Below are 24,151 nucleotides of genomic sequence, written 5' to 3'. Positions count from 1 at the left end.
ACGGAGGATGAGCGCGGCCGGAGTCGCGCTGATGCTCGGCGGCGCGGGGATCCTGCTGGCCGCGAGCCCGGCCCAGGCCGCCGACGTCTCGTACAAGACGGAGTGCATACCGCCGTCCATCTCCGGGCTGCCGCCCGTGCAGGGCACCACCAAGGTGCAGCTGACCGCACCCGCCGAGGCGAAGGTGGGGGACACCGTCGAGGTGGTGTGGAAGACGGTCGAGGCCGCCTCCAGCAACCCCGACGTCCTCGACCTGGAGAAGGACACGGTCAAGCCGACCGGCACGGTCAAGGTGGGCGGCGCTGCCAGTGGCGACCTGCCGATGGAAGGGCCGCGGCAGAACCCGCCGATCCCCAAGAACAGCCCCATGGTGCTGCCCGACATGAAGGGCACGCTGAAGCTGGAGAAGGCCGGCGAGATCACGCTGACGCCGGACGCGTACAACATCAACGTCTCCAAGCCGATCTCCACCGACACCAAGTGCTCCCCGAAGGAGACCGTCCAGCCGGGCGCGACGATCAAGGTCACGGACGGTGGCGGCGGCACGACGACCGCGGGCGGCACGACAACCGCGGGTGGCACCACGGTCGGCGGTGCGGCCGGCGGAGGCGCGGGCGCCGGCGGTACGGACAGCGGGGGAACGGACTCCGGAGGCACCACCACCGGATCCAGCGGTGGCGGCAACGGCGGTCAGACGGACTTCGAAGGCAAGGAGGTGTCCGTCGCGTACGCCTGCAAGACGCCGATCGGCGACAAGAACGCCACCTCCCCGGTGAAGATCGACGCGAAGAAGAACGGCGGCAGCTTCGACCTCACGGTGAAGTTCAGCAAGTCGGTCATGGACAGCCCAGCCGATATCCCGGCCGACTCGGTGAAGCCCTCCATGGAGGTCAAGCTCGGCGGGGCCGACAAGGGCACGGTCCATGTCGAGGGCCCCACCAACAAGGAGCCCATCAACTCCGGCGACCCGATCGAGATCCCCGATCTCACGGGAACGTACAAGCCGGGTGCGAGCGGCAGGTCCACCCTCAGCCCGGGCGTGCTGACCGTGATGGCGCTCGGCACGACGACGACCTGCACCCCGCCCGCCGGCGTCGCGGTCTCCCTGGAACTGGACACCGCGTCCCAGCCCGGCGGGGCGGCCGGCGGAGCGGCCACGGGCGGCACGGCGAGCGCCGGCGGTACGGACTCCGGTGGCGGGCTGGCTGCCACCGGCGCCGAGGACAACGGCACCCTGCGCGCGCTCGGCCTGGTCGCCGGTACGGCGATCCTGCTGGGCGGCGCCGTGTTCACGTTCACCCCCTGGCGCCGGCTGCGCGGCACCCGGTGAGCTGAGCTCCGTACCAGGGCAACGCGACGGGCCGTCCCACCGGTCAACCGGTGGGACGGCCCGTCGTACGAGCGGTCAGCGCATCAGTGCATCAGCGATGGGTGCGTCAGCGCACGTCGCCCATGAGCTGCTTGACCTTGTTGCGGTACATGAAGATCGCGACACCCGCAGCCGCCGCGAGGGCGGCCTGCAGCGTGACCACGCCGGTGCCGTTGAGGTCGACACCCGCGATGGAGAGCAGACCCGTGGTGCAGTCACCGGCGGTGACGGCCAGGAACCAGACACCCATCATCTGGCTGGCGTACTTGGCCGGAGCCATCTTCGTGGTGACGGACAGGCCCACCGGGGACAGCGTGAGCTCGGCGACCGTCTGGACGAAGTAGATCGCGACCAGCCACATCGCGGCGGCCTTGTGGCCGTCCGTGGCGATCGTCAGCGGAGCCAGGAAGAGGAAGAACGACGCACCGACCAGCACCAGACCGGAGCTGAACTTCACGATGGTGCTCGGCTCCTTGCCACGGCGGTTCAGCGCCAGCCAGAAGGCGGCGAAGACCGGGGCCAGCGCCATGATCAGGACCGGGTTGACCGACTGGTACCAGGAGACCGGGAAGTCCCACCCGAAGACGCTGTTCTCGGCCGAGGAGTCGGCGAAGATCGCGAGCGTCGAACCGCCCTGGTCGTAGATCATCCAGAAGATGGCGGCGGCGACGAAGAACCAGATGTAGCCGGACATCTTCGACTGCTCGGCGGCGCTGAGCTCCTTGTCGCGCTTGATGCGCGCCAGGACCAGCACCGGAATGACCAGGCCCGCGACGGTGATCGGGACGAGGATCCAGTTGAGCGTGTAGACGCCGGTGACGACCGTGATGATGTAGAAGACCGCGGCTATGGCCATCCAGATCATGCCCTTGCGCAGCGTGCTCGCGCGCTCGGCGGCGGACAGCGGCTTCGGAACGACGAGGCTGCGCTCGTTCAGGTGGCGGGTGCCCATCAGGAACTGGACGAGACCCAGCGCCATGCCGGCCGCGGCGAGCGCGAAGCCCAGGTGCCAGTTCACGTTCTCACCGACGGTGCCGATGACCAGCGGCGCGGCGAAGGCACCGACGTTGATGCCCATGTAGAAGATCGTGAAGCCACCGTCACGGCGCGGGTCGTCCGGGCCGTCGTAGAGCTGGCCGACCATCGTCGAGATGTTGGACTTCAGCAGACCGGATCCGATGGCCACCAGGCCGAGACCCACGAAGAACGTGCCCTCCATGGGCAGCGCCAGCGCGAGGTGACCGATCATGATGACCCCACCGGCGACGGCGACGGTCTTGCGGGGACCCCAGACGCGGTCACCGAACCAGCCGCCGGGCATCGCGAGCAGGTACACCAGCGACACGTAGACCGAGTAGATCGCCGTGGCCGTGGCCGGGTTCATGTGAAGCCCGTTGGGGGCGATCAAGTAGAGGGGGAGCAGGGCCCTCATGCCGTAGTAGCTGAAGCGCTCCCACATCTCGGTCATGAAGAGAGTGGCCAGGCCGCGGGGGTGGCCGAAGAAGGTCTTCTCGGAGCCAGACGTGCTGGCTGAGTCCTTCGTCAGGCTGGACGCCATGGTCGATCCTTGCTTGCTCGGGACGCGACGCCCTGTGAGGGTGAGGCGCCCGGTGGGGGGAGGCCGGCACCGATACGGCTGCGCCCCACCCCTCACGCCTGAGAGGGATTCGCTCCGGTCTCCGTACGTGTACGGAGTCGATACCGGAGTCGGAGGACGGACCGCATCGGGATCCACGCCCGGCGCACTTCTTTGCGCTCCGGGCCCGGCCACAGGTCATTCACTGCGTCAAGGCCGACGGGTGTCGGCCCGCACACCAAAGAGACCTTCGGCGCTCAAAGCTGCTCAAAGGTCCTTGAGTAGTGCAACAGGCGTCGAGCCACCATACGACACCACACTGCCGGATATGGAAGGACTTGAGACATGGATCACAGGGAACGGTGCAACCAGACTCACACATTCCAAGGCGTGCCTCGCTCCGCGTCGCTGACCCGAAGGCCTTGTCGATCACCTCACGGCAGCCGCCCCATGCGGACTACCATCACCCCATGACCCGTGTACTGCTCGCCGAGGACGACGCATCCATCTCGGAGCCGCTGGCCCGCGCCCTGCGGCGGGAGGGCTACGAGGTCGAGGTCCGCGAAGACGGCCCGACGGCGCTCGACGCCGGACTCCAGGGCGGCATCGATCTGGTCGTGCTCGACCTGGGCCTGCCCGGGATGGACGGTCTCGAAGTGGCCCGGAGGCTCCGCGCCGAGGGGCACGCCGTGCCGATCCTGGTGCTCACCGCCCGCGCCGACGAAGTGGACACGGTCGTCGGTCTGGACGCCGGAGCCGACGACTACGTCACCAAGCCGTTCCGCCTGGCCGAGCTGCTCGCCCGGGTGCGGGCGCTGCTCCGCCGCGGTTCCACCGAGCCGGCCCCGCAGCCCGCCACGCACGGCGTGCGGATCGACGTCGAGTCGCACCGGGCCTGGATGGGCGACGAGGAACTCCAGCTCACCGCGAAGGAATTCGACCTGCTGCGGGTCCTGGTCCGCGACGCGGGCCGGGTCGTCACCCGCGACCAGCTGATGCGCGAGGTCTGGGACACCACCTGGTGGTCGTCGACGAAGACCCTCGACATGCACATCTCCTGGCTCCGCAAGAAGCTCGGCGACGACGCCGCCAACCCGCGCTACATCGCCACCGTCCGGGGCGTCGGCTTCCGCTTCGAGAAGAGCTGACGTACAGAAACGACCATGCGCCGCCGACTGATCAACTCCACGCTCGCCGTGGTGCTCGTGGTGATCGCCGTCTTCGGCGTCTCCCTCGTCATCGTCGAGACCCGCACCATCAGCAACAGCGCCCAGGAGAGCGTCGACTCCGAGGCGCTGCGACTGATCAGCGTGGTCGAGAGCCGGATCGTCGAATCCGAGCGGATCGACCCCACAGTGCTCGCCGAACAGGTCGACGACAACCGGTACGCGCTCGTCAGGATCCCCGGCCGCGCCCCCCTCGAAGTGGGCACCCGCCCCACCGGCAGCGTCATCAGCAGTACGGCGACGGGGGAGCAGGGCGAGAAGGTCACCGTCGAGGAGTCCCGGTCGGCCGTCACCCGTGAGGTCGGCCGCACGCTGATGATAATCGGCGCGGTTGCGCTGCTCGCGATCGTCTCCGCCGTACTCCTCGCCGTACGCCAGGCCAACCGGTTGACCTCGCCGCTGGTCGACCTCGCCGAGACGGCGGAACGGCTCGGCTCCGGCGACCCGCGGCCGCGCCACAAGCGGTACGGAGTGCCGGAACTCGACCGGGTCGCCGACGTCCTCGACTCCTCCGCCGAACGGATCGCCCGGATGCTGACCGCGGAACGCCGGCTCGCCGCCGATGCCTCCCACCAGCTCCGCACCCCTCTGACCGCGCTCTCCATGCGGATCGAGGAGATCTCCGTCACCGACGATCCGGACACGGTGAAGGAGGAGGCGAACATCGCTCTCACCCAGGTCGAGCGCCTCACCGATGTGGTGGAACGGCTGCTGACCAACGCCCGCGACCCGCGGACCGGCTCCGCGGTCGTCTTCGACCTCGACGAGGTCGTCAAGCAGCAGATCGAGGAGTGGCGGCCCGCATACCGCGGCGAGGGCCGCGCCATCGTCTGCTCGGGCAAACAGGGTCTGCGGGCGGTCGGCACCCCCGGCGCGGTCGCCCAGGTGCTGGCCGCACTGATCGAGAACTCACTGATGCACGGTGGAGGCACCGTGGCGCTGCGTACCCGGGTCACCGGCAACCAGGCGGTCATCGAGGTGACGGACGAGGGCCCCGGCGTCCCGCCCGACCTGGGTGCCCGGATCTTCGAGCGGACGATCAGCGGCCGCAACTCGACGGGTATCGGTCTGGCGGTGGCCCGTGACCTGGCCGAGGCGGACGGCGGCCGCCTGGAACTGCTGCAGCTGCAGCCGGCGGTCTTCGCCCTGTTCCTGAGCCGCGTCCCCGTCACCCGCCAGGAACCGGAACGCCCGGTGCGCTGAACCGGGGGCTCCGAGCCGCGCCCGTCGAGCCGAGGGCAGGGAGATCAGGCCCGCCCGGCCGTCGAGGGCGAAGCGGTGACCGGACGACCCCGGTGCCTCACCGCCGTACCGCTTCCGCCGCTTCCGCCGGCAACGGCGCCCGCCCCTGTGCCACCACGCCTACCCCGTCTTTGGCAGGCAGCGCCTTGAACACCCAGCTCCGGTAGGACCAGAACCGGAACAGCGTCGCGATCCCGATCCCGAGGATCTTGAACACATTGCTCTGGACCGGGCTGTTCCACCCGAACCCGTACGTCGCCGCGTACAGCACGCCGTTCTCGATCACTGCGCCCGCCGCGCTGAACAGCAGGAACAGCATCAGCTCGCGGGTGCGGCCGGTCTTGTCACGGTCCCGGTACGTCCAGTAGCGAAAGCCCACGTAGTTGAAGAGGATGGCGACGAACGTCGCCAGCACGCTCGCCCGCACCACCTGAAGGTCCGTGGTGTGCCGCAGCAGGTTGAAGACCGCGACGTTCACCAGCAGACCCAGCGCACCGACCGCGCCGAACTTGGCGACCTCCCGGGCCAGCCGGTCCAGCCGGGTTCGCAGTGCGCCCCGTTCGCTCATGGTGATCGCTCAACCCCGTCCCTGGATCCGGTCGACCCGGTCATGCTATCCAGCCCACCCGTGGGTTGCCTGTGGGCTGCCGTACAGGTGTGGCTGCCCCGTGCCGCAGACGCCCGGGAGCCGCCCCGGAACCGTCCCGGCAGGGCATCGTCCGGTGCTCCCCGGAGCGGCGGATACCCTGGAGGAGTGACGTTTCCGGTAGTCGGCATGGTCGGTGGCGGGCAGCTCGCCCGTATGACCCACGAGGCGGGCATCCCCCTCGGCATCAGATTCAAGCTCCTGAGTGACACCCCTCAGGACTCAGCGGCCCAGGTGGTGAGCGAAGTCGTCGTCGGCGACTACCGCGACCTGGACACCCTGCGCGCCTTCGCGCGCGGCTGTGACGTGATCACCTTCGATCACGAGCACGTCCCGACCGAGCACCTGCGGGCCCTGGAGGCGGACGGCATCCCCGTGCGCCCCGGCCCCGACGCCCTGGTGCACGCCCAGGACAAGGGGGTGATGCGCGCCAAGCTCTCGGAGATCGGCGTGCCCTGCCCCCGCCACCGCATCGTGGCGGACCCCGCCGACGCGGCGGCGTTCGCCGCCGAGGTCGGGGGCTTCCCCGTCATCCTGAAGACGGTCCGCGGCGGCTACGACGGCAAGGGCGTCTGGGTGGTCCGCTCCGAGGCGGACGCGGCCGAACCGTTCCGGGCCGGTGTCCCGGTCCTCGCCGAGGAGAAGGTCGACTTCGTACGGGAACTGGCGGCGAACATCGTCCGCTCGCCGCACGGCCAGGCCGTCGCCTACCCGGTCGTCGAGTCGATCCAGGTCGCCGGCGTCTGCGACACGGTCATCGCCCCGGCCCCCGACCTGAGCGAGAAGCTCGCCGGTGAGGCCCAGCAGCTGGCCCTGCGGATCGCCGCCGAACTCGGTGTCGTCGGCCACCTCGCCGTCGAGCTCTTCGAGACCGCCGACGGACGCATCCTCGTCAACGAGCTCGCGATGCGCCCGCACAACTCCGGTCACTGGACCCAGGACGGCGCGATCACCTCGCAGTTCGCCAACCACGTCCGGGCCGTGCTCGACCTGCCGCTCGGCGACCCGCGCCCGCGCGCCACGTGGACGGTCATGTCCAACGTCCTCGGCGGCGACTACCCGGACATGTACCAGGCGTATCTGCACTGCATGGCCCGCGACCCGCAGCTCAAGATCCACATGTACGGCAAGGACGTGAAGCCCGGCCGCAAGGTCGGCCATGTCAACACCTACGGCGACGACCTGGCGGACGTGCGCGAGCGCGCCCGGCACGCGGCCGACTACCTGCGAGGAACGATCACCGAATGACTTCCCCCGCCGCGCCGCTCGTCGGCATCGTCATGGGCTCGGACTCCGACTGGCCCGTCATGGAAGCAGCGGCCAAGGCCCTCGACGAGTTCGAGATCCCCTACGAGGTCGACGTCGTCTCCGCCCACCGCATGCCGCGCGAAATGATCGCGTACGGGGAGAACGCCGCGGACCGCGGCATCAAGGCGATCATCGCGGGTGCGGGCGGCGCCGCCCACCTGCCCGGCATGCTCGCCTCCGTCACCCCGCTGCCCGTCATCGGCGTCCCGGTTCCGCTGAAGTACCTGGACGGCATGGACAGCCTGCTCTCCATCGTGCAGATGCCGGCCGGCGTCCCGGTCGCGACCGTCTCGGTCGGCGGCGCACGCAACGCGGGCCTGCTCGCCGCCCGCATCCTCGCCGCCCACGACGGCGAGCTGCTGGCGCGCATGCGTGAGTTCCAGCAGGAGCTGAACGACCAGGCGACGGAGAAGGGCAAGCGGCTGCGCACCAAGGTCGAGGGCAGCGAGTCCTTCGGCTTCGGCAAGTAGACAACCAGAAGAGGAAGCGGGCGACCATGGCGGATCAGATCGCGGGCCGGATCACGGACCACTCCGGTGACCACCTCGCACAGGCGGCGGAACTCCTCGCCGAGTACCCCGTCGTCGACGGCCACAACGACCTGCCGTGGGCGCTGCGCGAGCAGGTCGGATACGACCTGGACGCACGCGACATCGCCACCGACCAGTCCACCCACCTCCACACCGACATCGGGCGGCTGCGCGCCGGCGGCGTCGGCGCGCAGTTCTGGTCCGTCTATGTACGGTCCGACATGGCCGGCGAGGATGCCGTCAGCGCCACCCTGGAACAGATCGACGTCGTCGCCGAGCTGCTGGACCGCTACCCCGCGGACCTGCGGCGCGCCCTGACCGCCGACGACATGGAGACGGCCCGCGCCGAGGGCCGGATCGCCTCCCTGATGGGCGCCGAGGGCGGCCACTCCATCAACAACTCGCTCGGCACTCTGCGCGCCCTGCACGCCCTCGGCGTCCGCTACATGACGCTGACCCACAACGACAACATCGCGTGGGCGGACTCGGCGACCGACGAGCCGGGCGTCGGTGGTCTCTCCCCGTTCGGCCACGAGGTCGTGCGCGAGATGAACCGCACCGGCATGCTGGTCGACCTGTCCCACGTGGCGGCGACGACGATGCGCGACGCGCTCGCCACGTCCACCGCGCCGGTGATGTTCTCGCACTCCTCGTCGCGGGCGATCTGCGACCATCCGCGCAATGTCCCCGACGACGTGCTCGCACAGCTCCCGGCCAACGGCGGTATCGCCATTGCGACCTTCGTACCGAAGTTCGTCCTGCCGGCCGCCGTCGCCTGGACCCGGGCCGCGGACGAGAACATGCGCGCGCATGGACTGCACCACCTCGAGACCACCGCGCAGGCGATGAAGATCCACGCGGAGTTCGAAGCGGCCAACCCCCGCCCGATGGCCACCGTGGCGACCATCGCCGACCACCTCGACCACATGCGCGAGGTCGCCGGGATCGACCACATCGGAATCGGCGGCGACTACGACGGCACCGCGTTCCTCCCCACCGGCCTCGAGGACGTCGCGGGCTACCCGAACCTGATCGCGGAGCTCCTGGGCCGCGGCTGGTCCGCCACCGACCTCGCCAAGCTCACCTGGCGCAACGCCGTACGGGTGCTGCGCGACGCGGAGGACGTCGCCCGTGACCTGCGTAGGCGGCGCGGCCCGTCCCACGCCACGATCGAAGAGCTCGACGCCCCGACGGCCCGGTAACGGCTCCGGAAACGACCCGGGCCCGCGTCTCCCCCGAAGACCTGAACGACAGGGGAAGACGCGGGCCCGGATGTTTGCGGGGACCGGCGGGAGACGCAGGCTCAGGCCCGGGGCCGCCCCATCGCCCGGTACGTCCAGCCCGCCTCGCGCCACAGGGCACCGTCCAGCGCGTTACGGCCGTCCAGAATGATCCGGTGCGTCGCGGCTTCACCCAGCGCCGCCGGGTCCAGCTCACGGAACTCGCGCCACTCCGTCAGGTGCAGCACCACATCCGCACCGCGCACGGCGTCCAGCGCCGACTCCGCGTACCCGAGCGTCGGGAAGAGCCGCCGGGCGTTGTCCATGCCCTTCGGGTCGTAGACAGTGACCTGGCCGCCCTGCAGGTGGATCTGCCCGGCCACGTTCAGCGCGGGCGAGTCGCGTACGTCGTCCGAGTCCGGCTTGAACGTCGCACCCAGCACACCCACCCGCTTGCCGAGGAACGAGTCTCCGCCCACGGCCTCCCGGGCCAGCTCCACCATGTGGCCGCGGCGCCGCATATTGACCGAGTCGACCTCGCGGAGGAAGGTCAGCGCCTGGTCCGCGCCCAGCTCACCGGCGCGCGCCATGAACGCGCGGATGTCCTTGGGCAGGCAGCCGCCGCCGAAGCCGATCCCGGCCCGCAGGAACTTGCTGCCGATCCGCTCGTCGTGGCCGATCGCCTCGGCGAGCTTCTTCACGTCGCCGTCGGCGGCCTCGCAGACCTCCGCCATCGCGTTGATGAACGAGATCTTGGTCGCCAGGAACGAATTCGCGGCGGTCTTCACCAGCTCGGCGGTCGGGAAGTCCGTCACCACGAACGGCGACCCCTCCGCGACCGGCACCGCGTACACCTCGCGCAGCAGCTTCTCGGCCCGCTCGCTCTCCACACCGACCACGATCCGGTCCGGGTGCAGGGTGTCCTTCACCGCGAAGCCCTCGCGCAGGAACTCCGGGTTCCAGGCCAGTTCCGCGTCCGTGCCCACCGGCGCCAGCTCGGCCAGCCGCGCCGCGAGCCGGGCGGCGGAGCCCACCGGCACGGTCGACTTCCCGACGACCAGGGCGGGCCGGGTCAGCTGCGGCGCCAGCGACTCGAAGGCACTGTCCACATAACTCATGTCGCAGGCGTACTCGCCGTGCTTCTGCGGGGTGTTCACGCAGACGAAATGCACATCGCCGAAGGCACCCACCTCTTCCCACGACGTGGTGAAGCGCAGTCGCCCGGTGGACCCCTCGATGCCCGCCACGTGCTTGTGGAGGATCTCCTCCAGCCCCGGCTCGTACATCGGGACCTTGCCGGCGCTCAGCATCTCGATCTTCTCGGGCACGACATCGAGCCCGAGCACTTCGAAGCCGAGCTCCGCCATGGCCGCGGCGTGGGTGGCGCCGAGGTAGCCGGTACCGATCACAGTGATCCTGAGGGCCATGGAGTGCTCCTGGGGGATGCGGACAGACGTGCGGTGAACGAGCATAGTGGTGCCTTCGGATGCCCTGTTTTACCGATCTTACGGACCCCTGTCATGCAGCTCACGTGGACCTCTCATAGGTCTTCGCGGGGCATGGCGCATAAAATTAGGTTACTTAACGGTAGTTAGCATCCTTGGGGAGTGAGCGTCTTGGCGGGTTCCACCGATTTCGACCTGTACCGTCCGGCCGAGGAGCACGACATGCTCCGCGAGACGGTCCGTGCGCTCGCAGAGGCGAAGATCGCCCCGTTCGCGGCGGCGGTCGACGAGGAGGCCCGCTTCCCGCAGGAGGCGCTGGACGCCCTGGTCGCCTCCGACCTGCAGGCCGTGCACGTTCCCGAGGAGTACGGCGGGGCCGGGGCCGACGCCCTCGCCACCGTGATCGTGATCGAGGAGGTGGCCCGCGCCTGCGCCTCCTCCTCCCTGATCCCGGCCGTCAACAAGCTCGGCTCGCTCCCGGTGATCCTCTCCGGCTCCGAGGCGCTGAAGAAGAAGTACCTGGGCCCGCTCGCCAAGGGCGACGCGATGTTCTCGTACTGCCTCTCCGAGCCCGACGCGGGCTCCGACGCGGCCGGCATGAAGACCAAGGCCGTCCGTGACGGCGACTTCTGGGTCCTCAACGGCGTCAAGCGCTGGATCACCAACGCGGGCGTCTCCGAGTACTACACGGTGATGGCCGTCACCGACCCGACCAAGCGCTCCAAGGGCATCTCGGCGTTCGTCGTGGAGAAGTCGGACGAGGGCGTCTCCTTCGGTGCCCCGGAGAAGAAGCTCGGCATCAAGGGCTCCCCGACCCGCGAGGTCTACTTCGACAATGTCCGGATCCCCGCCGACCGCATGATCGGCGAGGAGGGCACCGGCTTCGCCACGGCGATGAAGACCCTGGACCACACCCGCATCACGATCGCGGCCCAGGCCCTCGGTATCGCGCAGGGCGCCCTCGACTACGCCAAGGGCTACGTCCAGGAGCGCAAGCAGTTCGGCAAGCCGATCGGCGACTTCCAGGGCGTCCAGTTCATGCTCGCCGACATGGCGATGAAGCTGGAGGCGGCCCGCCAGCTCACCTACTCGGCCGCCGCCAAGTCCGAGCGCCTCGACGGCGATCTCACGTTCTTCGGTGCCGCGGCCAAGTGCTTCGCCTCCGACGTCGCGATGGAGATCACCACGGACGCGGTCCAGCTCCTCGGCGGCTACGGCTACACGCGGGACTACCCGGTGGAGCGGATGATGCGCGACGCCAAGATCACCCAGATCTACGAGGGCACGAACCAGGTCCAGCGGATCGTCATGGCCCGCAACCTGCCGTAACCCGGCCGGTCTCCGTAACCCGGCGACCGCTGCGAACAGTTGGTGACCACTGATCGGCCCCCGGCATCCTGCCGGGGGCCGATCGCGTTTCCCTGCGCGGCGGGTTGGTGGACGCTCCGCGAACGAGCGCTCGGGATGGCGTAACTTCCCTGTGCATGACCGATATCGACACGCTCACCGGCCTGTTCAGCGCACTCGGGGCCGACGACGCACCGGGCTGGGCCGACTCGGAGGCCGAGGAGAACATTCCGCAGCTCGCCCGCTACCGGTTCCTGCGCATGGTCTGGCAGGACATCGACGCCTGGGGCTCGGCGGCGACGGACTGGGTCGAGGCGTACCGGAAGGAGGGCCTCGCGGGCGGCGCCGTCGAGCGGGCGCTGCGGCTCGGGCTGACACCCGGTGAACTGGGTGAGATAGCCCGCGAGGTGGCGAAGGAGACCGCGTTCGGCCTGCTCTACAGCCTGGCCGATCCGACCGACGGCGATCTGCCGCCCGAGGTCGAGGAACAGCTGCCCGGCTGGTGCCTGGCGGAGCTGTCCCCGCAGGGCGAGCCCACGGGACGGATTCTGGATGCGCTGTACGAAGATCTGGACGAGCTCGAACCGCAGGGACTTCCGGGAGATGCGCGGTGACCGCCTTCGATCTGAGCGAGCGGCGGATCTGGGACGGCCGCGCCGAGGCCTATGCGCGCACCTTCGCCAGGCTCTGCGCCCATCCGGTGCCGCGGCTGCTGGACGCGGCCGGAGTCGGGCCCGGGGTGCGGGTGCTCGACGTGGGGTGCGGCAGCGGCACGGTGACGGTGGCGGCCGCCGGGCGAGGGGCGGTCGTGCGGGCCGTGGACGCCGAACCCGGAATGGTCGAGGCGACCCGGCGCGCCACGCCCGGAGTCGATGTCCAGCTCGGCAGTCTTCCCGAACTCCCTTACGCAGGAGGAGAGTTCGACGCCACGGTGGCGAACTTCGTGCTCAATCACGTGGGCCGGCCCGCGGCTGCTCTGGCGGAGCTGCGCCGGATCACCCGTCCCGGCGGCCGGGTCGCGGTCACCATCTGGCGGGTGCCCGGCGCCGCAGGCCAGGCGCTGATCGGGCGGGCCGCACAGGCGGCTGGACTGACCCGGCCGCAGTGGCTGGCCACGGTCGACGCCGAACACGAATTTCCGCGCACGCAGGACGGGCTGGGTGCGCTGATGTCCGAGGCCGGGTTCGACGATGTGCGGACCGAGGTCCTCGCCTGGGACCACTACGTCGGTGCGGAGGACTGGTGGGCCGGCCCCGCGGCCGGGGTCGCCGCGATCGGCCGGCTGGTCAACAGCCGGGGGCCGGAGGGGGTTGCGGCGGCCAAGCGTGAGTACGACGTGCTGTGCGCCGAGTTCGCTGAGGAGGGCGGCGAATTGGCTCTCCCGCATGTGGCGTTGCTGGCTCAAGGGAGTGTCTAGCCGCAGTCGCACACGTGGCGACGGACGCGTGGCGACGAGCGCGGCGGGGCCCGGACGGCAAACCGTCCGGGCCCCGCCGCCGTCTGCCGTCAGTTGCCGGAGACGGTGACCTTCTCGTCGTTGTTGAGCTGCTGCACCAGCTGCTTGACCTTGGCCTTGTCCCAGACCAGGTTCCCGCCGGTGGAGCCCGAGATCGGCATGTTCATCGACGTGCCGTCACCGCCCGTGACGCCCTTCATCGCGAAGAACATGTTGCCCAGGTTCCACAGCGACATGTCCTTGTCGACGATCAGGGTGTCGAGACCGGCGCCCATCGTCGGGTACAGCTTGAACGGGTTGAGGATCGTGGACGGCGTCGCCGTCTGGCTCGCCAGTGCTGCGAGGAACTTCTGCTGGTTCTTCGTGCGGTCCAGGTCGCTGCGCGCGAACGCGTACCGGGTGCGGACGAAAGCGAGCGACTGCTCGCCGTTCAGCGTCTGCTTGCCGGCCTGGAAGTCTGCGCCGGAGTTCTTGTCCTTGAACGCCTTGGGGATGTCGAGCTCCACTCCGCCGATCGCGTCCACGATCTTGGCGAAGCCGCCGAAGCCGATCTCGACGTAATGGTCGATGTGCAGTCCGGTATTGAACTCGACCGTGCGGACCAGCAGCTCCGGGCCGTCCTCCGCGTACGCGGCGTTCAGCTTCACCATGCGGCCCGTGCCCTTGAAGGTCTTGCCGGATTCCGAGCCGACGAAGGTCGGGATCTCGACGTTCGAGTCACGCGGCAGGGAGATCAGCGTCGGGCCGTTCGATCCGTCGTGAAGGATCATCATCGAGTCGGTCCGCTTGCCCTCGGCGGAGCCGGTGTGCAGCCTCTTCTTGTCCTCGGCCGTCATGCCCGCGCGGCTGTCGGAGCCGACGATCAGATAGTTGGTGCCGTCGCCCTCGCCGGGACGCTCGATCACCTTGGAGAGGTCGACCTCACGCTTGAGCTTGGAGTCGGCCCAGAAGTACGTGCCGATGGAGACGGCCAGCACCACGACCACGAGGGTCAGGGCGCCGATCTTTATTCGGCGGCGCCAGTCCGGCGCGGGCCGGCCCTGGACGTAACCGCCGTCACCCGGGCCGTAACCCCCGTCACCCCGGCCGCCGTAGACCTGGCCGGAGCTGTAACCGCCGTCGTACCCTGCGCCGTCGTCATAGCCGTCCGCGTACCGCGGCGGCTCCGGGCGGCGCTGCGGCGGCGGCGCCGGATACTGCCGCGGCGGAGCCGGGCGCTGCTGCTGCGGCGGCACGGGGTGCCGCTGGACGTGCCGCATCACACGGGCGCCCTCGGGCTGGGCGCTGTCGCTGCCCTGTCCGTAGCGGTCGTCGCGGTTGTCGTCGGTCCATCCACCGGGCCTGTCGCTCATGCGGACCAGTGTGCCGCCCGGACCTGCCGGTGTTACAGGGGGTGTGAGATATCGGGCCAGGGCTGTTGCCAAGCTGATGCAATGTCCGCGTCCCCGGGCCCCCGCATAAGGTGGAGGGCATGACAGATCAGGCCCTGCGCCCGGAGGGCGATATTCCGGGCAAGCCGACCGCGGCGTCCCGGACCACCCTCAGCCACATCATGACCGGCAGTGACACCAATCTGCTGGGTACGGTGCACGGCGGCGTGATCATGAAACTCGTCGACGACGCGGCTGGCGCCGTGGCCGGCCGGCACTCCGGCGGACCAGCGGTGACGGCCTCGATGGACGAGATGGTGTTCCTGGAGCCGGTCCGCGTCGGTGACCTTGTTCACGTGCGCGCACAGGTGAACTGGACCGGCCGCTCCTCGATGGAGGTCGGCGTCCGGGTCATGGCCGAGCGGTGGAACGAATCGACCCCCGCCCAGCAGGTCGGCAGCGCGTATCTGGTGTTCGCGGCGGTCGACGGGGACGGCAAGCCGCGCCCCGTGCCGCCGGTGATCCCGGAGACGGAGCGTGACAAGCGGCGCTACCAGGAGGCCCAGATCCGGCGCACCCACCGCCTCGCCCGGCGCCGCGCGATCAGGGAACTGCGCGAGAAGCGCGTGGCGGACGGCATCGACGTCGACTGACGGCAGCTCCCGCGGGGCGGCGGCCCGGACGGCGCACATGGTCCTACGGGCATGCCACCTGGTCGCCCGTGACCGCGTCGAACCTGCCCCGCTGCGGCTCCTCGGCCCGCACCCGCTCCACCTTGCCGAAGGCCGACCCCACGGTCACCTTCATCGTCCGGCCCAGCTTCGCGACCGCGCGCAGCTCGGCCCCCGGCAGCGCCGCCGCCAGCGATCTCGCCGACCGGTCCCACCGGGGGTCGTACTCGATCAGCGTGCGCTTGTGCTCGCGCAGCTCCGCGTTGAGCGGGGTCCGTGTCGTGTCGAAGCCGGTGGCGTGGAGCGCGTCGTCGACCGCCCGGCCGAGTCCGTTCTTCGGCGTCCCGTTGTAGACCTGGACCCGGATCCCGCGCGGCGCGACATCGACCGTCCGCGCCTTCGGCGCCTTCGGCCGCTTCAAGGCCAGGGGCTTGTCCTCGCGCAGCGCCTCGAAGAGCATCTTCGATTTCTTCGGGTCCCATTTCACCGTCGAGCCGACGCCCTTGACCGGGTAGGAGGCATTGCTGATCGGCACGGAGGTGAACTCGGACGACGCCGGAGTGAAGCCGCGCATGGCCTGGCCGAGGTCCAGCAGCTGATCCGTACCGAACCCCCGGTCGGCCCGGACCGCTCCGAGCATGGTCGACGCGACGTTCCGGAACCTCACCGGGTTCAGCAGCACACCGCTGCTGATCGTCTGCTTGATCAGCGAGGCGAGGAATTTCTGCTGGCGCTGCATCCGGCCCAGGTCGGCGGCCGCGTCGATATGGCGCGAGCGCACGTACTGGAGTGCCTGCCCGCCGTCCAGCCGGTGCGTACCGGCGGCGAGGTCGAGGCCCGTGTACGAGTCCTTCATCGGCCGGGCCGTGCAGATCTGCACCCCGCCGAGGGTGTCCACCGTCTTCATGAAGCTGGGGAAGTCGACCTCCAGGTAGTGGTCGACCTTGACGCCCGTCATGTTCTCGACGGTCCGTACGGTCAGCGCGGGACCGCCCTGCGCATAGGCGGCGTTCAGTTTCACCGGATGGGTGGTGCGCGCGTCGCCACCGGCCGGCCCCCGGCGCCCGGGGAGCTCGACGTAGCTGTCGCGCGGCAGCGAGACGATGCTCGCGCGCTCCCTGTCCGCCGACAGATGCACCAGCATGATCGTGTCGGTGCAGTGGCAGGGCGCACCGCCCAGCCGGTACTTCCGCCGCTGCTCCCGGCTGATCCGGTCGCGTCCGTCGGTGCCCACGAGCAGCAGATTCATGCCGTTGCCGGCGCGGGGCCGGTTCTTCATGTCCTTGAACGGGTCGACCCGGTCGATCCCGGTCTCCAGACTCGTCACCACCGCATGGCCGATCCCGCCGGCCCCGAGCACCAGCACGGACAGACCGGTCGCCAGCCGCATGCCCCAGCGGGGCCTCTCGTCCTGTTTTCTGGACCTGTACTGCGGGGGAGCGGTGCGGCGGTGCGGCGGACGGGGGGAGCGGTGCGGCGTGGGCACGGACGGACCTCCGCGGTGCAAGGGGGACCGTTCGCACAGTAGGCCCATACGATCTCCACTCCGGTGAGCAACCCGGTGGCGCGCGCCCCCGTCCCCCATTCGCGGTAACGTGGCGGCCGAAATACGCCGCCTCCTGGGGTGCGAACCCCCGGCGGCCCCCGAGGACCCCCCGAGGACCACATGCCTGCCGCGCAGCACCCCGCCGTCTCCGTGATCATGCCGGTACTCAATGAGGAACGTCATCTCAGGAACTCGGTCCGGCACATCCTGGAGCAGGAGTACGCCGGCGAGATGGAGATCGTGATCGCGCTCGGCCCGTCCACGGACCGCACCGACGAGATCGCCGCCGAGCTGGTACGCGAGGACTCCCGGGTCCACACGGTGCCCAACCCGACCGGTCGCACCCCCGCGGCGCTCAACGCCGCGATCAAGGCCTCCTCGCATCCCGTCGTGGTGCGGGTCGACGGTCACGGCATGCTCTCGCCGAACTACATCGCGACAGCGGTCCGCCTCCTGGAGGAGACGGGCGCACAGAACGTCGGCGGCATCATGCACGCCGAGGGCGAGAACGCCTGGGAGGACGCCGTCGCCGCGGCCATGACCTCGAAGATCGGCGTCGGCAACGCGGCCTTCCACACCGGCGGCCAGGCGGGCCCGGCCGAGACCGTCTACCTGGGTGTCTTCCGCCGCGAGGCGCTGGAGAAGGCGGACGGCTACAACGTCGAGTTCATCCGCGCCCAGGACTGGGAGCTGAACTTCCGGATCCGCGAGGCGGGCGGGCTGATCTGGTTCTCGCCGGAGCTGAAGGTGCAGTACCGGCCGCGCCCCTCGGTGCGGGCGCTGGCCAAGCAGTACAAGGACTACGGCCGCTGGCGCCACGTCGTCGCCCGCTACCACGCCGGCTCGATCAACCTGCGCTACCTGGCCCCGCCGGCCGCCGTCTGCGCGATAGCGGCGGGCATCGTCGTCGGCGCGGCCGTGACCGCGTGGGGCTTCGTCGTCCCGGCCGGTTACGCCGCGGCGATCATCGCCGGGTCCCTCCCGGCGGGCAAGGGCCTGCCGCTGAAGGCACGGGCACAGATCCCGGTGGCGCTGGCCACCATGCACATGTCCTGGGGCTACGGCTTCCTGACCAGCCCGCGCTCGCTGGCGAAGCGCGTCATCGCCAGCCGCCGCCCGGCGGCCGCGCGGCAGACGGTCTGATCCGGTACGCACGCACGAAGCAGGGGCGCCGGCCGCTCTCCGAGGAGAACGGCCGGCGCCCCTGTCGCGTCGTACGGGCCCCGACTAGAACCGGTACGGCCAGTAGACGTCCATGCAGGCGTCCTCCTGTGCCCCGTTGACGGCCTCGGTGTCCTTGAGCGGGTCGTCCTCGTCGACCGCCTTCTTGGGGTAGTCCGCTCCCGTGCGCCAGTCCGAGCCGACCGTGAGGGTCAGCGTGTCGACCCCCGCCGACACCTTGACCGCACTGGTCGGCAGTCCGAGGGCCTTGGCGACCGACTGCGCGTCCGACTTGCCCTGGGCACCCGAGTCCTTCGGATAGGTCACCGCGGTGGTCAGCGCCGACCCCGGGACGGTCGTGGCGTTGGCCTTGGCGAAGCCCTTGGACCGGAGGATGTCCTGGACGTCCGCCGCCCGGCCGGTGGTGGCGACCTGACCGTCGCCCGCGGTGCCGTTGACCACCGTCAGATCGAGGGCACCGGGTGCGGCCGCGGCCGGTCCCTTGTCCTTCGCACCGGTCTTCGCGCGGTCCTTCGGGTCGAGCGACTCGTCGTCGCGCAGCAGCGCCCAGAGCGTCTCGGCGGCGCCCGGCTTGGGCAGCACGTGGTTCTCGTCCTCCGGATCCGTGACCCGCGGCATGGTCAGCATGTTGATCTTGCTCATCGGTACGTTCTTGAGCTGCATACCGAGGTCGAACAGCTTCTTCACGGAGCCGATCTCCTCGGAGACCTGGAGCGACTTGGTCGCGGTCTCGGCGAGATCCATCAGCCGTCCGGTGTCGGTGAAGGCGTTCTGGCTCTTCAGCTGCCGGATGACCGAGTTCAGGTACATGTGCTGGGCCTTGGCCCGGCCGAAGTCGCTCTCGAAGGCATGGCGGGTACGCAGCCACTGCAGGGCCTGCTTGCCCTGGACCTTGTGCGTGCCCTTGGTCAGCTTCAGATACGAGCCGCCGGGAACCCTGGGCTTGGGGATGTCGTAGACGTTGTCCTTGACACATACGTCGGCGCCGCCGACGGCGTCCGCCATGGCGACCACACCGGCGAAGTCGACCATCACCCAGTGGTCGATATAGATGCCGGTCAGCTGCTCCCAGGTGTCCAGCGTGCAGCCGGGGCCGCCGCGGCCGAGCGTCTCGTTGATGAGCCCGTTGGTGGCCGGGGACTCCTGCTTGGTCTCGGGGTCCACGCACTTCGGGATGTCGACGCGCGTATCACGCGGAATGCTGACGACCGAGGCGTTCTTCCGGTCGGCCGACACATGGAGGAGCATCTGCACATCGGCCAGCGGCTTGGCGCCGACGCTCGACTTCGAGCCGCCGAGCTTGAGGTTCTCCTTGGAGTTACGGTCGTCCGAACCGATCAGCAGAATGTTCAGCGGGGTCTGGCCCGCGGCGTTCGGGGCGGCCTTCTTCGCGCCGCTGTTCCCGGCGCTGCGCTGCCCCTTGCGGAGATTGCTGTTCAGGTGCTCGTACCAGAGGTATCCGGCGGTGCCGGTGCCGAGTATGACGACCGCGAGCGTCCAGGCGATCCAGCGCAGTACGCGGCGCTTCCCGCGTCGGCCGCGCCCGTGCGACCGGCCGCGGCGGCGTTCGGCGCGGCCGGGGCCCGGGCGGTCCCGGTCCCCGTCGTCGCCGCTGCGCCGGTCGTTCCGTCCGCTGTCGTGCCCGTCGTCGGGGCCGACGGACGGGGCGTCGTCGTACAGACCGTCGTCCCAGCCGAGTTGGCCGGCGTGCCGGACGCGTGGTCGCGTCCCCTCTCCGGGCGTGCTGCTCCGTACCACCAGGACCCCCCCCTGCTGCTCAGACTCTTGCCATGGCGCGGTGACCGGGCGTCACTTGGCGCACTCTGCCTTGTCGGCACTTGCCTTCTGGATGCCGTCCGGCGCCTTTGCCGGTCCGGTGACGGGCACACCCGCGCCCTTGAAGTCCGCCCCCAGGGTCAGGACCATCGCCTGCAGGCCCTCGGCGTCCACGGTGCCCTGCTTCAGGGCCGATCCGGGCAGCCCCATCATGGCGGCGAGCGCCCGGGCCTGGTCGGCCTGGTTCGGTGCGTACGTGAGCGTCGTCTTGGAGATCTTCTCGGGGGCGTTGGCCTTGTTGGTCGACTTGAGCACGCCCTGCTGGTTCTGCAGCCAGGTGACCGTCTGCTGCGCGGCGCCCGGGATGTCGCCGCCGTTGAGGACATCGACTCGTACGTCGGCGGCAGCGGCCTTGGTGCCCTTGAGGAGTGCGTCCTGCTTGCTCTTGGCGGCCTTCTTCTGCGCGGCCACCTCGGTCAGCGAGGTGTCCTCGCGCATCATCGCGAACAGCGGATCGGACTTGGCGGTGTTGAGCACCACCGTCGCATGGACCTTCTCGGCCGGGTTGTCTATCACCGGGGCCGTCACGAAGGTGATGTTCTTGGTGTCGACCTTGCTGAGCTCCTTGGCCAGCGACACCAGCTTCTTGCCCGTGCCGATGGCGGAGTCGACGGTCAGGGCACTGGTCGCGACGTTCGCCAGCTTGTACAGCTTCGTCGGGCTGGTCAGTGTGTCGTCCGACTTCATCTGCCGGATCATCGAGCCGATGAACTGCTGCTGCACCTTGATGCGGTCGAGGTCGCTCTCGTTGCCGAAGCTGTGGCGGGTGCGGACGAACGCGAGGGCGTCCTCGCCCTGGATCGTGCTCTCACCTTCCGGCAGGTCGAGGTGCGACTTGGAGTCCTTGACCGCGTGGGCCAGGCAGACCTTGACGCCGCCGACCGCCGTGGACAGCTCCTTGACCGCGTTGAAGTCGACCATCATGAAGTGGTCGACCTTCAGGCCGGTGATCTCCTCGACGGTACGCATGGTGCAGCCCGGGTCGCGCCCGTCCTGGCCGAGGCTGACGTTGAACCGGATGTCCTGCGTCCCCGGGATGACCTTTTCCGTGCCGTCCGGCTGCTTGGTGGTGCAGTCCGGGATGTTGGTGATCAGGTCGCGGGGGATGCTCAGCGCCGTCGCGTTGGTGCGGTCCTTGGAGACGTGGAAGAGGATGTTGGTGTCGGCGTGGCCGGTGCTGCCCTTGTCGCCGTAGCCCTGGTTGCCCTTACCGGTGCGCTTGTCCGTACCGATGATCAATATGTTGAGGGGCGCATTGGCCGTGACGACGTTCTTGTTGCCGGCGTCGCCGACGTCCACGGAGCTCAAGTTGCTGTTGAAGTGCTGGTACAGCGCGTAGGCGCCGACCGACAGCGCGACGAGTACGAACGCCATCACGCCGCCCGTCCAGATGAGCGCCTTCTTGCGGCGGCCCTTCTGCTGCTTGCGCTTGCGCCGGCCTCCGGCCTCCGGGCCGGAACCCTCCGGGCCGCGCGGGCCGTTGGCCGGGCGGCGACCGCGCTGCCCGGGCACCTCACGGCGCGGTGCGGGGCCCCGGCCGCTGCCGTCCCGTGCACCGCTCCTGCCCTCGCCGTCGTCGTCACGAACCGCACCTCTGCGTCCGGAACCACGGGGACTCGGCGCACTTGGCGCGCGGTATGAATCCCCTCCGGATTGGGTCAGTCGCAATTCGTAATCGCCGGTCTGCGGGTTGAGTACCCACTGGTCTGCGGGGTCGATTTCGTCCGCCCGCCCACGGCTTTGCGCGTCCACGGTTGTTTGAGTCCTCCGTCGGTGCCACGCGAGGCGCCTTCCCCGGCAAGGCGCTCGATCTTTCGCTCCAGCAGTGCGCGACCTGACGGCCGGAAGCACCGGATCGCGTCACACTATCGGCCCGATTCGGCCTGAAGCGACGGGCGTGACACATTCCACGGTCCTTACAACCGGTCATTCTGCTCATTAGGTGCCGATCGTCGACGTCTGCTTGGGAATTGCTTTACTGCCTGCACGGGTCGGCGGCCGCATTGCTGCCCGAATAGGTGGGTGTGGGAGTCGGACTCCTGGAGCTCGAACCATCCGAATTGCGATCCCCTTCTTCCGCCGGGACCACCTTGACGGGGGCGTCCTCACGCAACCGCTTGAAGAGTCTGTCCGCGTTGGGCTGTACGAGTTCGTCCCGGTTCGGGTCGGCAGGGTACGGCTTGCGCGGCAAGGTGAGGAACTGCACCTTTTCGGTTGGTACATCACGCATGCTGCGCACCAGTTCGTACAGGTCCTTCAGGCTGTTCAGGCCCGGATCCGTGGTCAGCGACTTGGTGGCCGCGTCGAGCACCGGGTAGAGGCGCGTCGGGTTGAGCAGGACGCCGTTGCTCTGCACCTTGTTCACCAGTGCGCCGAGGAATCGCTGCTGGCGGTCCATCCGGTCGGTGTCGCTGCCGTTCCCGATGGACTTGCGGGCCCGTACGTACCCCAGCGCCTCCTCGCCGTCGAGCGTCTGGCGCCCCGCGCGGAGCTTGAGATGCGCGTCGGGGTCGTCGACCGGCTCCTTGAGGCAGATCTCGACGCCGTGCACCGCGTCGACCATGTCCTTGAATCCGTTGAAGTCGACGACCATGTGGTGGTCGACGCGGATGCCCGTCATCCGCTCGACGGTGCGGATCGTGCAGGCGGTGCCGCCGAATTGGAAGGCCCAGTTGAATTGGGCGAATTGCTTCCTGGTGGGTTTTCCGTCCGCTTGATGACAGCTGGGGATCTCGGTCATCAGATCGCGCGGGATGGACATGGCGGTGGCGCTCTTCCGGTCCGCGGCGAGGTGCAGCAGGATCGTGGTGTCGGAGCGCTGGCTGTCGCCGTAGCTGCGGCCGTACTTGCGGTTGTCGCCGACGCGGCTGTCGGAGCCGATCAGCAGGATGTTCTCCGCGTCGTGCACGACGGACGCGGGGCGCTCCTTCTCGTACGCGCGCAGTTCGGCGGCCGCGGACGTGTCGGTCCTGATGTTGGCGTCGAGCTTCCGGTACAGCCACCAGCCGCCGCCCGCGGCGACCAGGACGAGGAGCGAGGCTGCGAGCGCCGCCCAGCGCAGCCAGCGGTGCCTGCGCCTGGCCGGAACGTCCGCGTCGTGCGGCTTCCGGTGGGACCCGCCCCCGCCCTGCGACGTGTCCCGGTTCCCGTTCCGGTCCGCGGCCGAGTGGTCGGGGCCGGTCGGCGGGCCGGCGCTTTCGGTCACGTCTGCGTCCATCCTTCACGTTCGGCGGCGCGCTGGGCCGCCGGTCGCAGGAGTAGACGGCTGAACCTCACGCTGGGTTGTACTTCAGGACCTGAATGGTCTGTACCGCCGATGATGTACCGGAGTTGATGCGCAGGCCCGGGGGCTCGGCCCGGTATGGGCCGGATGAGTGTCCGTCAGCGGGCTTGTCATACCGCGGTGTTGGTGACCCGCTCGCTCACCACGCGCTTGGCGAGCCCGTCCGCGCCCAGCTCCCCCAGATGGCGGCACAGGACCACGGAGCCACCGGCGGCCAGCGGGGCGAAGAGCCCGGCGCTGAGTCCGTCCCAGCCGTCGAACGTACGTCCCGACAGCAGCCGCGATCCGGGTGCCAGCCCCAGCCCCGAGGCGTCCTCGCGGGCGCGCGCCACCAGTTGTGCCCCGGTCAGCTCGACCCCGCCGGCGACGAGCGCGGGCGCGTCCGGATCCACCGGCGCGTACGGCGCGAACCGGTCGCCCTGGCTCGGTACCTCCACGGCGTAGTCCGCGAACCCCTCGGGCGGCTGCGGGAACCGGCCGCCCAGCGGGCGCAGGGCCAGCGCGATCCGCTCGCCACGGCAGGCGCGCGCGGCGTCCAGCGTGTCCGGGCCGGTGACGACGAGGTCGGCGGCGGCGGGGTCTCCCTGCACATCGGCGACTACGCCGACCGAGGAGCAGGCGAGCAGCCAGACCGCGGACTGCCAGTGCGCGGGCAGCAGGAGGGCGACCCGGTCGCCGGGTTCCGCCGCGAGGTCGCCCTGCAGCAGGTTGGCGGTCTTGGCCACCCAATTGGCGAAGGTGGCCACCGACAGTTCGACGCGCTCTCCGGTGGCGTCGTCGTAGAAGGTGACCATGGGGCGGGCCGGGTCCGCGGCGAGCGCGGAACGCAGCAGGTCGGCAGGGGTGCGGTCGCTGGCGTTCATCCGCGCAAGGGTACGCGCCGGTGCCGGGCCGGGCC

General features: G+C 69.7%; 20 protein-coding genes. 11 read left to right on the top strand and 9 right to left on the bottom strand.

What is annotated here, in order from left to right; translation table 11 throughout:
- Positions 1 to 7 precede the first annotated feature (7 nt).
- On the top strand, positions 8 to 1,330 hold the full coding sequence (locus tag LRD69_RS11910) for a hypothetical protein (RefSeq protein ID WP_277329698.1): 1,323 nt from the start codon (positions 8 to 10) through the stop codon (positions 1,328 to 1,330).
- Between the two features lie 106 nt (positions 1,331 to 1,436).
- On the opposite strand, the gene LRD69_RS11905 is transcribed toward LRD69_RS11910, so the two are convergent.
- Entirely contained in the window at positions 1,437 to 2,927 is a 1,491-nt protein-coding gene (locus LRD69_RS11905) for an oligopeptide:H+ symporter (RefSeq protein ID WP_277326548.1), read from the bottom strand.
- Between the two features lie 488 nt (positions 2,928 to 3,415).
- Here LRD69_RS11905 and LRD69_RS11900 point away from each other — a divergent pair, with 488 nt between their 5' ends.
- Together LRD69_RS11900 and LRD69_RS11895 are read left to right on the top strand one after the other, a co-directional pair.
- A complete protein-coding gene (locus LRD69_RS11900) occupies positions 3,416 to 4,093 on the top strand; it encodes a response regulator transcription factor (RefSeq protein WP_277326547.1) in 678 nt (225 codons plus the stop codon).
- 15 nt (positions 4,094 to 4,108) lie between these two features.
- A complete protein-coding gene (locus tag LRD69_RS11895; protein WP_277326546.1) occupies positions 4,109 to 5,374 on the top strand; it encodes an ATP-binding protein in 1,266 nt (421 codons plus the stop codon).
- 97 nt (positions 5,375 to 5,471) lie between these two features.
- Here LRD69_RS11895 and LRD69_RS11890 read toward each other — a convergent pair whose 3' ends face one another.
- Complete coding sequence (locus LRD69_RS11890) at positions 5,472 to 5,981, bottom strand: GtrA family protein (protein ID WP_277326545.1); 510 nt, start codon at positions 5,979 to 5,981, stop codon at positions 5,472 to 5,474.
- 186 nt (positions 5,982 to 6,167) lie between these two features.
- On the opposite strand from LRD69_RS11890, the gene LRD69_RS11885 reads away from it, so the two are divergent.
- Genes LRD69_RS11885 through LRD69_RS11875 form a run of 3 tightly spaced genes read left to right on the top strand, consistent with a single transcriptional unit; the run spans position 6,168 to position 9,099 of the window.
- Entirely contained in the window at positions 6,168 to 7,307 is a 1,140-nt protein-coding gene (locus LRD69_RS11885) for a 5-(carboxyamino)imidazole ribonucleotide synthase (RefSeq protein ID WP_277326544.1), read from the top strand.
- Complete coding sequence (purE, locus tag LRD69_RS11880) at positions 7,304 to 7,837, top strand: 5-(carboxyamino)imidazole ribonucleotide mutase (RefSeq protein ID WP_277326543.1); 534 nt, start codon at positions 7,304 to 7,306, stop codon at positions 7,835 to 7,837. The genes LRD69_RS11885 and purE overlap by 4 nt, the downstream gene beginning before the upstream one ends.
- Positions 7,838 to 7,863: 26 nt before the next feature.
- Positions 7,864 to 9,099, top strand: a complete 1,236-nt coding sequence (locus tag LRD69_RS11875; RefSeq protein ID WP_277326542.1) for a dipeptidase — start codon at positions 7,864 to 7,866, stop codon at positions 9,097 to 9,099.
- A gap of 101 nt (positions 9,100 to 9,200) precedes the next feature.
- Here LRD69_RS11875 and LRD69_RS11870 read toward each other — a convergent pair whose 3' ends face one another.
- Positions 9,201 to 10,544 carry a UDP-glucose/GDP-mannose dehydrogenase family protein gene (locus tag LRD69_RS11870; protein WP_277326541.1) on the bottom strand — a complete coding sequence of 448 codons (1,344 nt, stop codon included), beginning with the start codon at positions 10,542 to 10,544 and terminating at the stop codon, positions 9,201 to 9,203.
- Between the two features lie 189 nt (positions 10,545 to 10,733).
- Here LRD69_RS11870 and LRD69_RS11865 point away from each other — a divergent pair, with 189 nt between their 5' ends.
- The 3 genes from LRD69_RS11865 (at position 10,734) to LRD69_RS11855 (ending at position 13,326) form a co-directional block, all read left to right on the top strand.
- Positions 10,734 to 11,891 carry an acyl-CoA dehydrogenase gene (locus tag LRD69_RS11865; protein ID WP_277329697.1) on the top strand — a complete coding sequence of 386 codons (1,158 nt, stop codon included), beginning with the start codon at positions 10,734 to 10,736 and terminating at the stop codon, positions 11,889 to 11,891.
- Between the two features lie 155 nt (positions 11,892 to 12,046).
- Positions 12,047 to 12,523, top strand: coding sequence for a hypothetical protein (locus LRD69_RS11860; RefSeq protein WP_277326540.1), 477 nt, complete (start codon positions 12,047 to 12,049; stop codon positions 12,521 to 12,523).
- The gene (locus LRD69_RS11855) at positions 12,520 to 13,326 is read left to right on the top strand and encodes a class I SAM-dependent methyltransferase (RefSeq protein ID WP_277326539.1); all 807 of its coding nucleotides are present in this window, start codon (positions 12,520 to 12,522) and stop codon (positions 13,324 to 13,326) included. Before LRD69_RS11860 ends, LRD69_RS11855 begins: the two co-directional genes overlap by 4 nt.
- Positions 13,327 to 13,415: 89 nt before the next feature.
- On the opposite strand, the gene LRD69_RS11850 is transcribed toward LRD69_RS11855, so the two are convergent.
- Positions 13,416 to 14,717, bottom strand: a complete 1,302-nt coding sequence (locus tag LRD69_RS11850; RefSeq protein ID WP_277326538.1) for an LCP family protein — start codon at positions 14,715 to 14,717, stop codon at positions 13,416 to 13,418.
- Between the two features lie 119 nt (positions 14,718 to 14,836).
- Between LRD69_RS11850 and LRD69_RS11845 the strand changes: the two genes are divergently transcribed.
- Complete coding sequence (locus LRD69_RS11845) at positions 14,837 to 15,388, top strand: acyl-CoA thioesterase (protein ID WP_277326537.1); 552 nt, start codon at positions 14,837 to 14,839, stop codon at positions 15,386 to 15,388.
- Between the two features lie 43 nt (positions 15,389 to 15,431).
- Here LRD69_RS11845 and LRD69_RS11840 read toward each other — a convergent pair whose 3' ends face one another.
- Entirely contained in the window at positions 15,432 to 16,796 is a 1,365-nt protein-coding gene (locus tag LRD69_RS11840) for an LCP family protein (protein ID WP_277329696.1), read from the bottom strand.
- Between the two features lie 276 nt (positions 16,797 to 17,072).
- Between LRD69_RS11840 and LRD69_RS11835 the strand changes: the two genes are divergently transcribed.
- Positions 17,073 to 18,095 (top strand): glycosyltransferase family 2 protein, encoded by a 1,023-nt coding sequence (locus LRD69_RS11835; protein WP_277326536.1) that lies wholly within the window; start codon positions 17,073 to 17,075, stop codon positions 18,093 to 18,095.
- A gap of 84 nt (positions 18,096 to 18,179) precedes the next feature.
- Here LRD69_RS11835 and LRD69_RS11830 read toward each other — a convergent pair whose 3' ends face one another.
- The 4 genes from LRD69_RS11830 to LRD69_RS11815 form a co-directional block, all read right to left on the bottom strand.
- Complete coding sequence (locus LRD69_RS11830; protein ID WP_277326535.1) at positions 18,180 to 19,892, bottom strand: LCP family protein; 1,713 nt, start codon at positions 19,890 to 19,892, stop codon at positions 18,180 to 18,182.
- A gap of 51 nt (positions 19,893 to 19,943) precedes the next feature.
- A complete protein-coding gene (locus tag LRD69_RS11825) occupies positions 19,944 to 21,722 on the bottom strand; it encodes an LCP family protein (protein WP_277326534.1) in 1,779 nt (592 codons plus the stop codon).
- Between the two features lie 223 nt (positions 21,723 to 21,945).
- The gene (locus LRD69_RS11820) at positions 21,946 to 23,175 is read right to left on the bottom strand and encodes an LCP family protein (RefSeq protein ID WP_277326533.1); all 1,230 of its coding nucleotides are present in this window, start codon (positions 23,173 to 23,175) and stop codon (positions 21,946 to 21,948) included.
- Positions 23,176 to 23,363: 188 nt separating this feature from the next.
- Complete coding sequence (locus LRD69_RS11815) at positions 23,364 to 24,116, bottom strand: TIGR03089 family protein (protein WP_277326532.1); 753 nt, start codon at positions 24,114 to 24,116, stop codon at positions 23,364 to 23,366.
- Positions 24,117 to 24,151: the final 35 nt, after the last annotated feature.

This window comes from Streptomyces sp. JH14 (genome assembly GCF_029428675.1).
Lineage (GTDB): Bacteria > Actinomycetota > Actinomycetes > Streptomycetales > Streptomycetaceae > Streptomyces.
The sequence above is the reverse complement of the archived record's forward strand: the minus strand, read 5'-3'. Positions and strand labels throughout refer to the sequence as shown.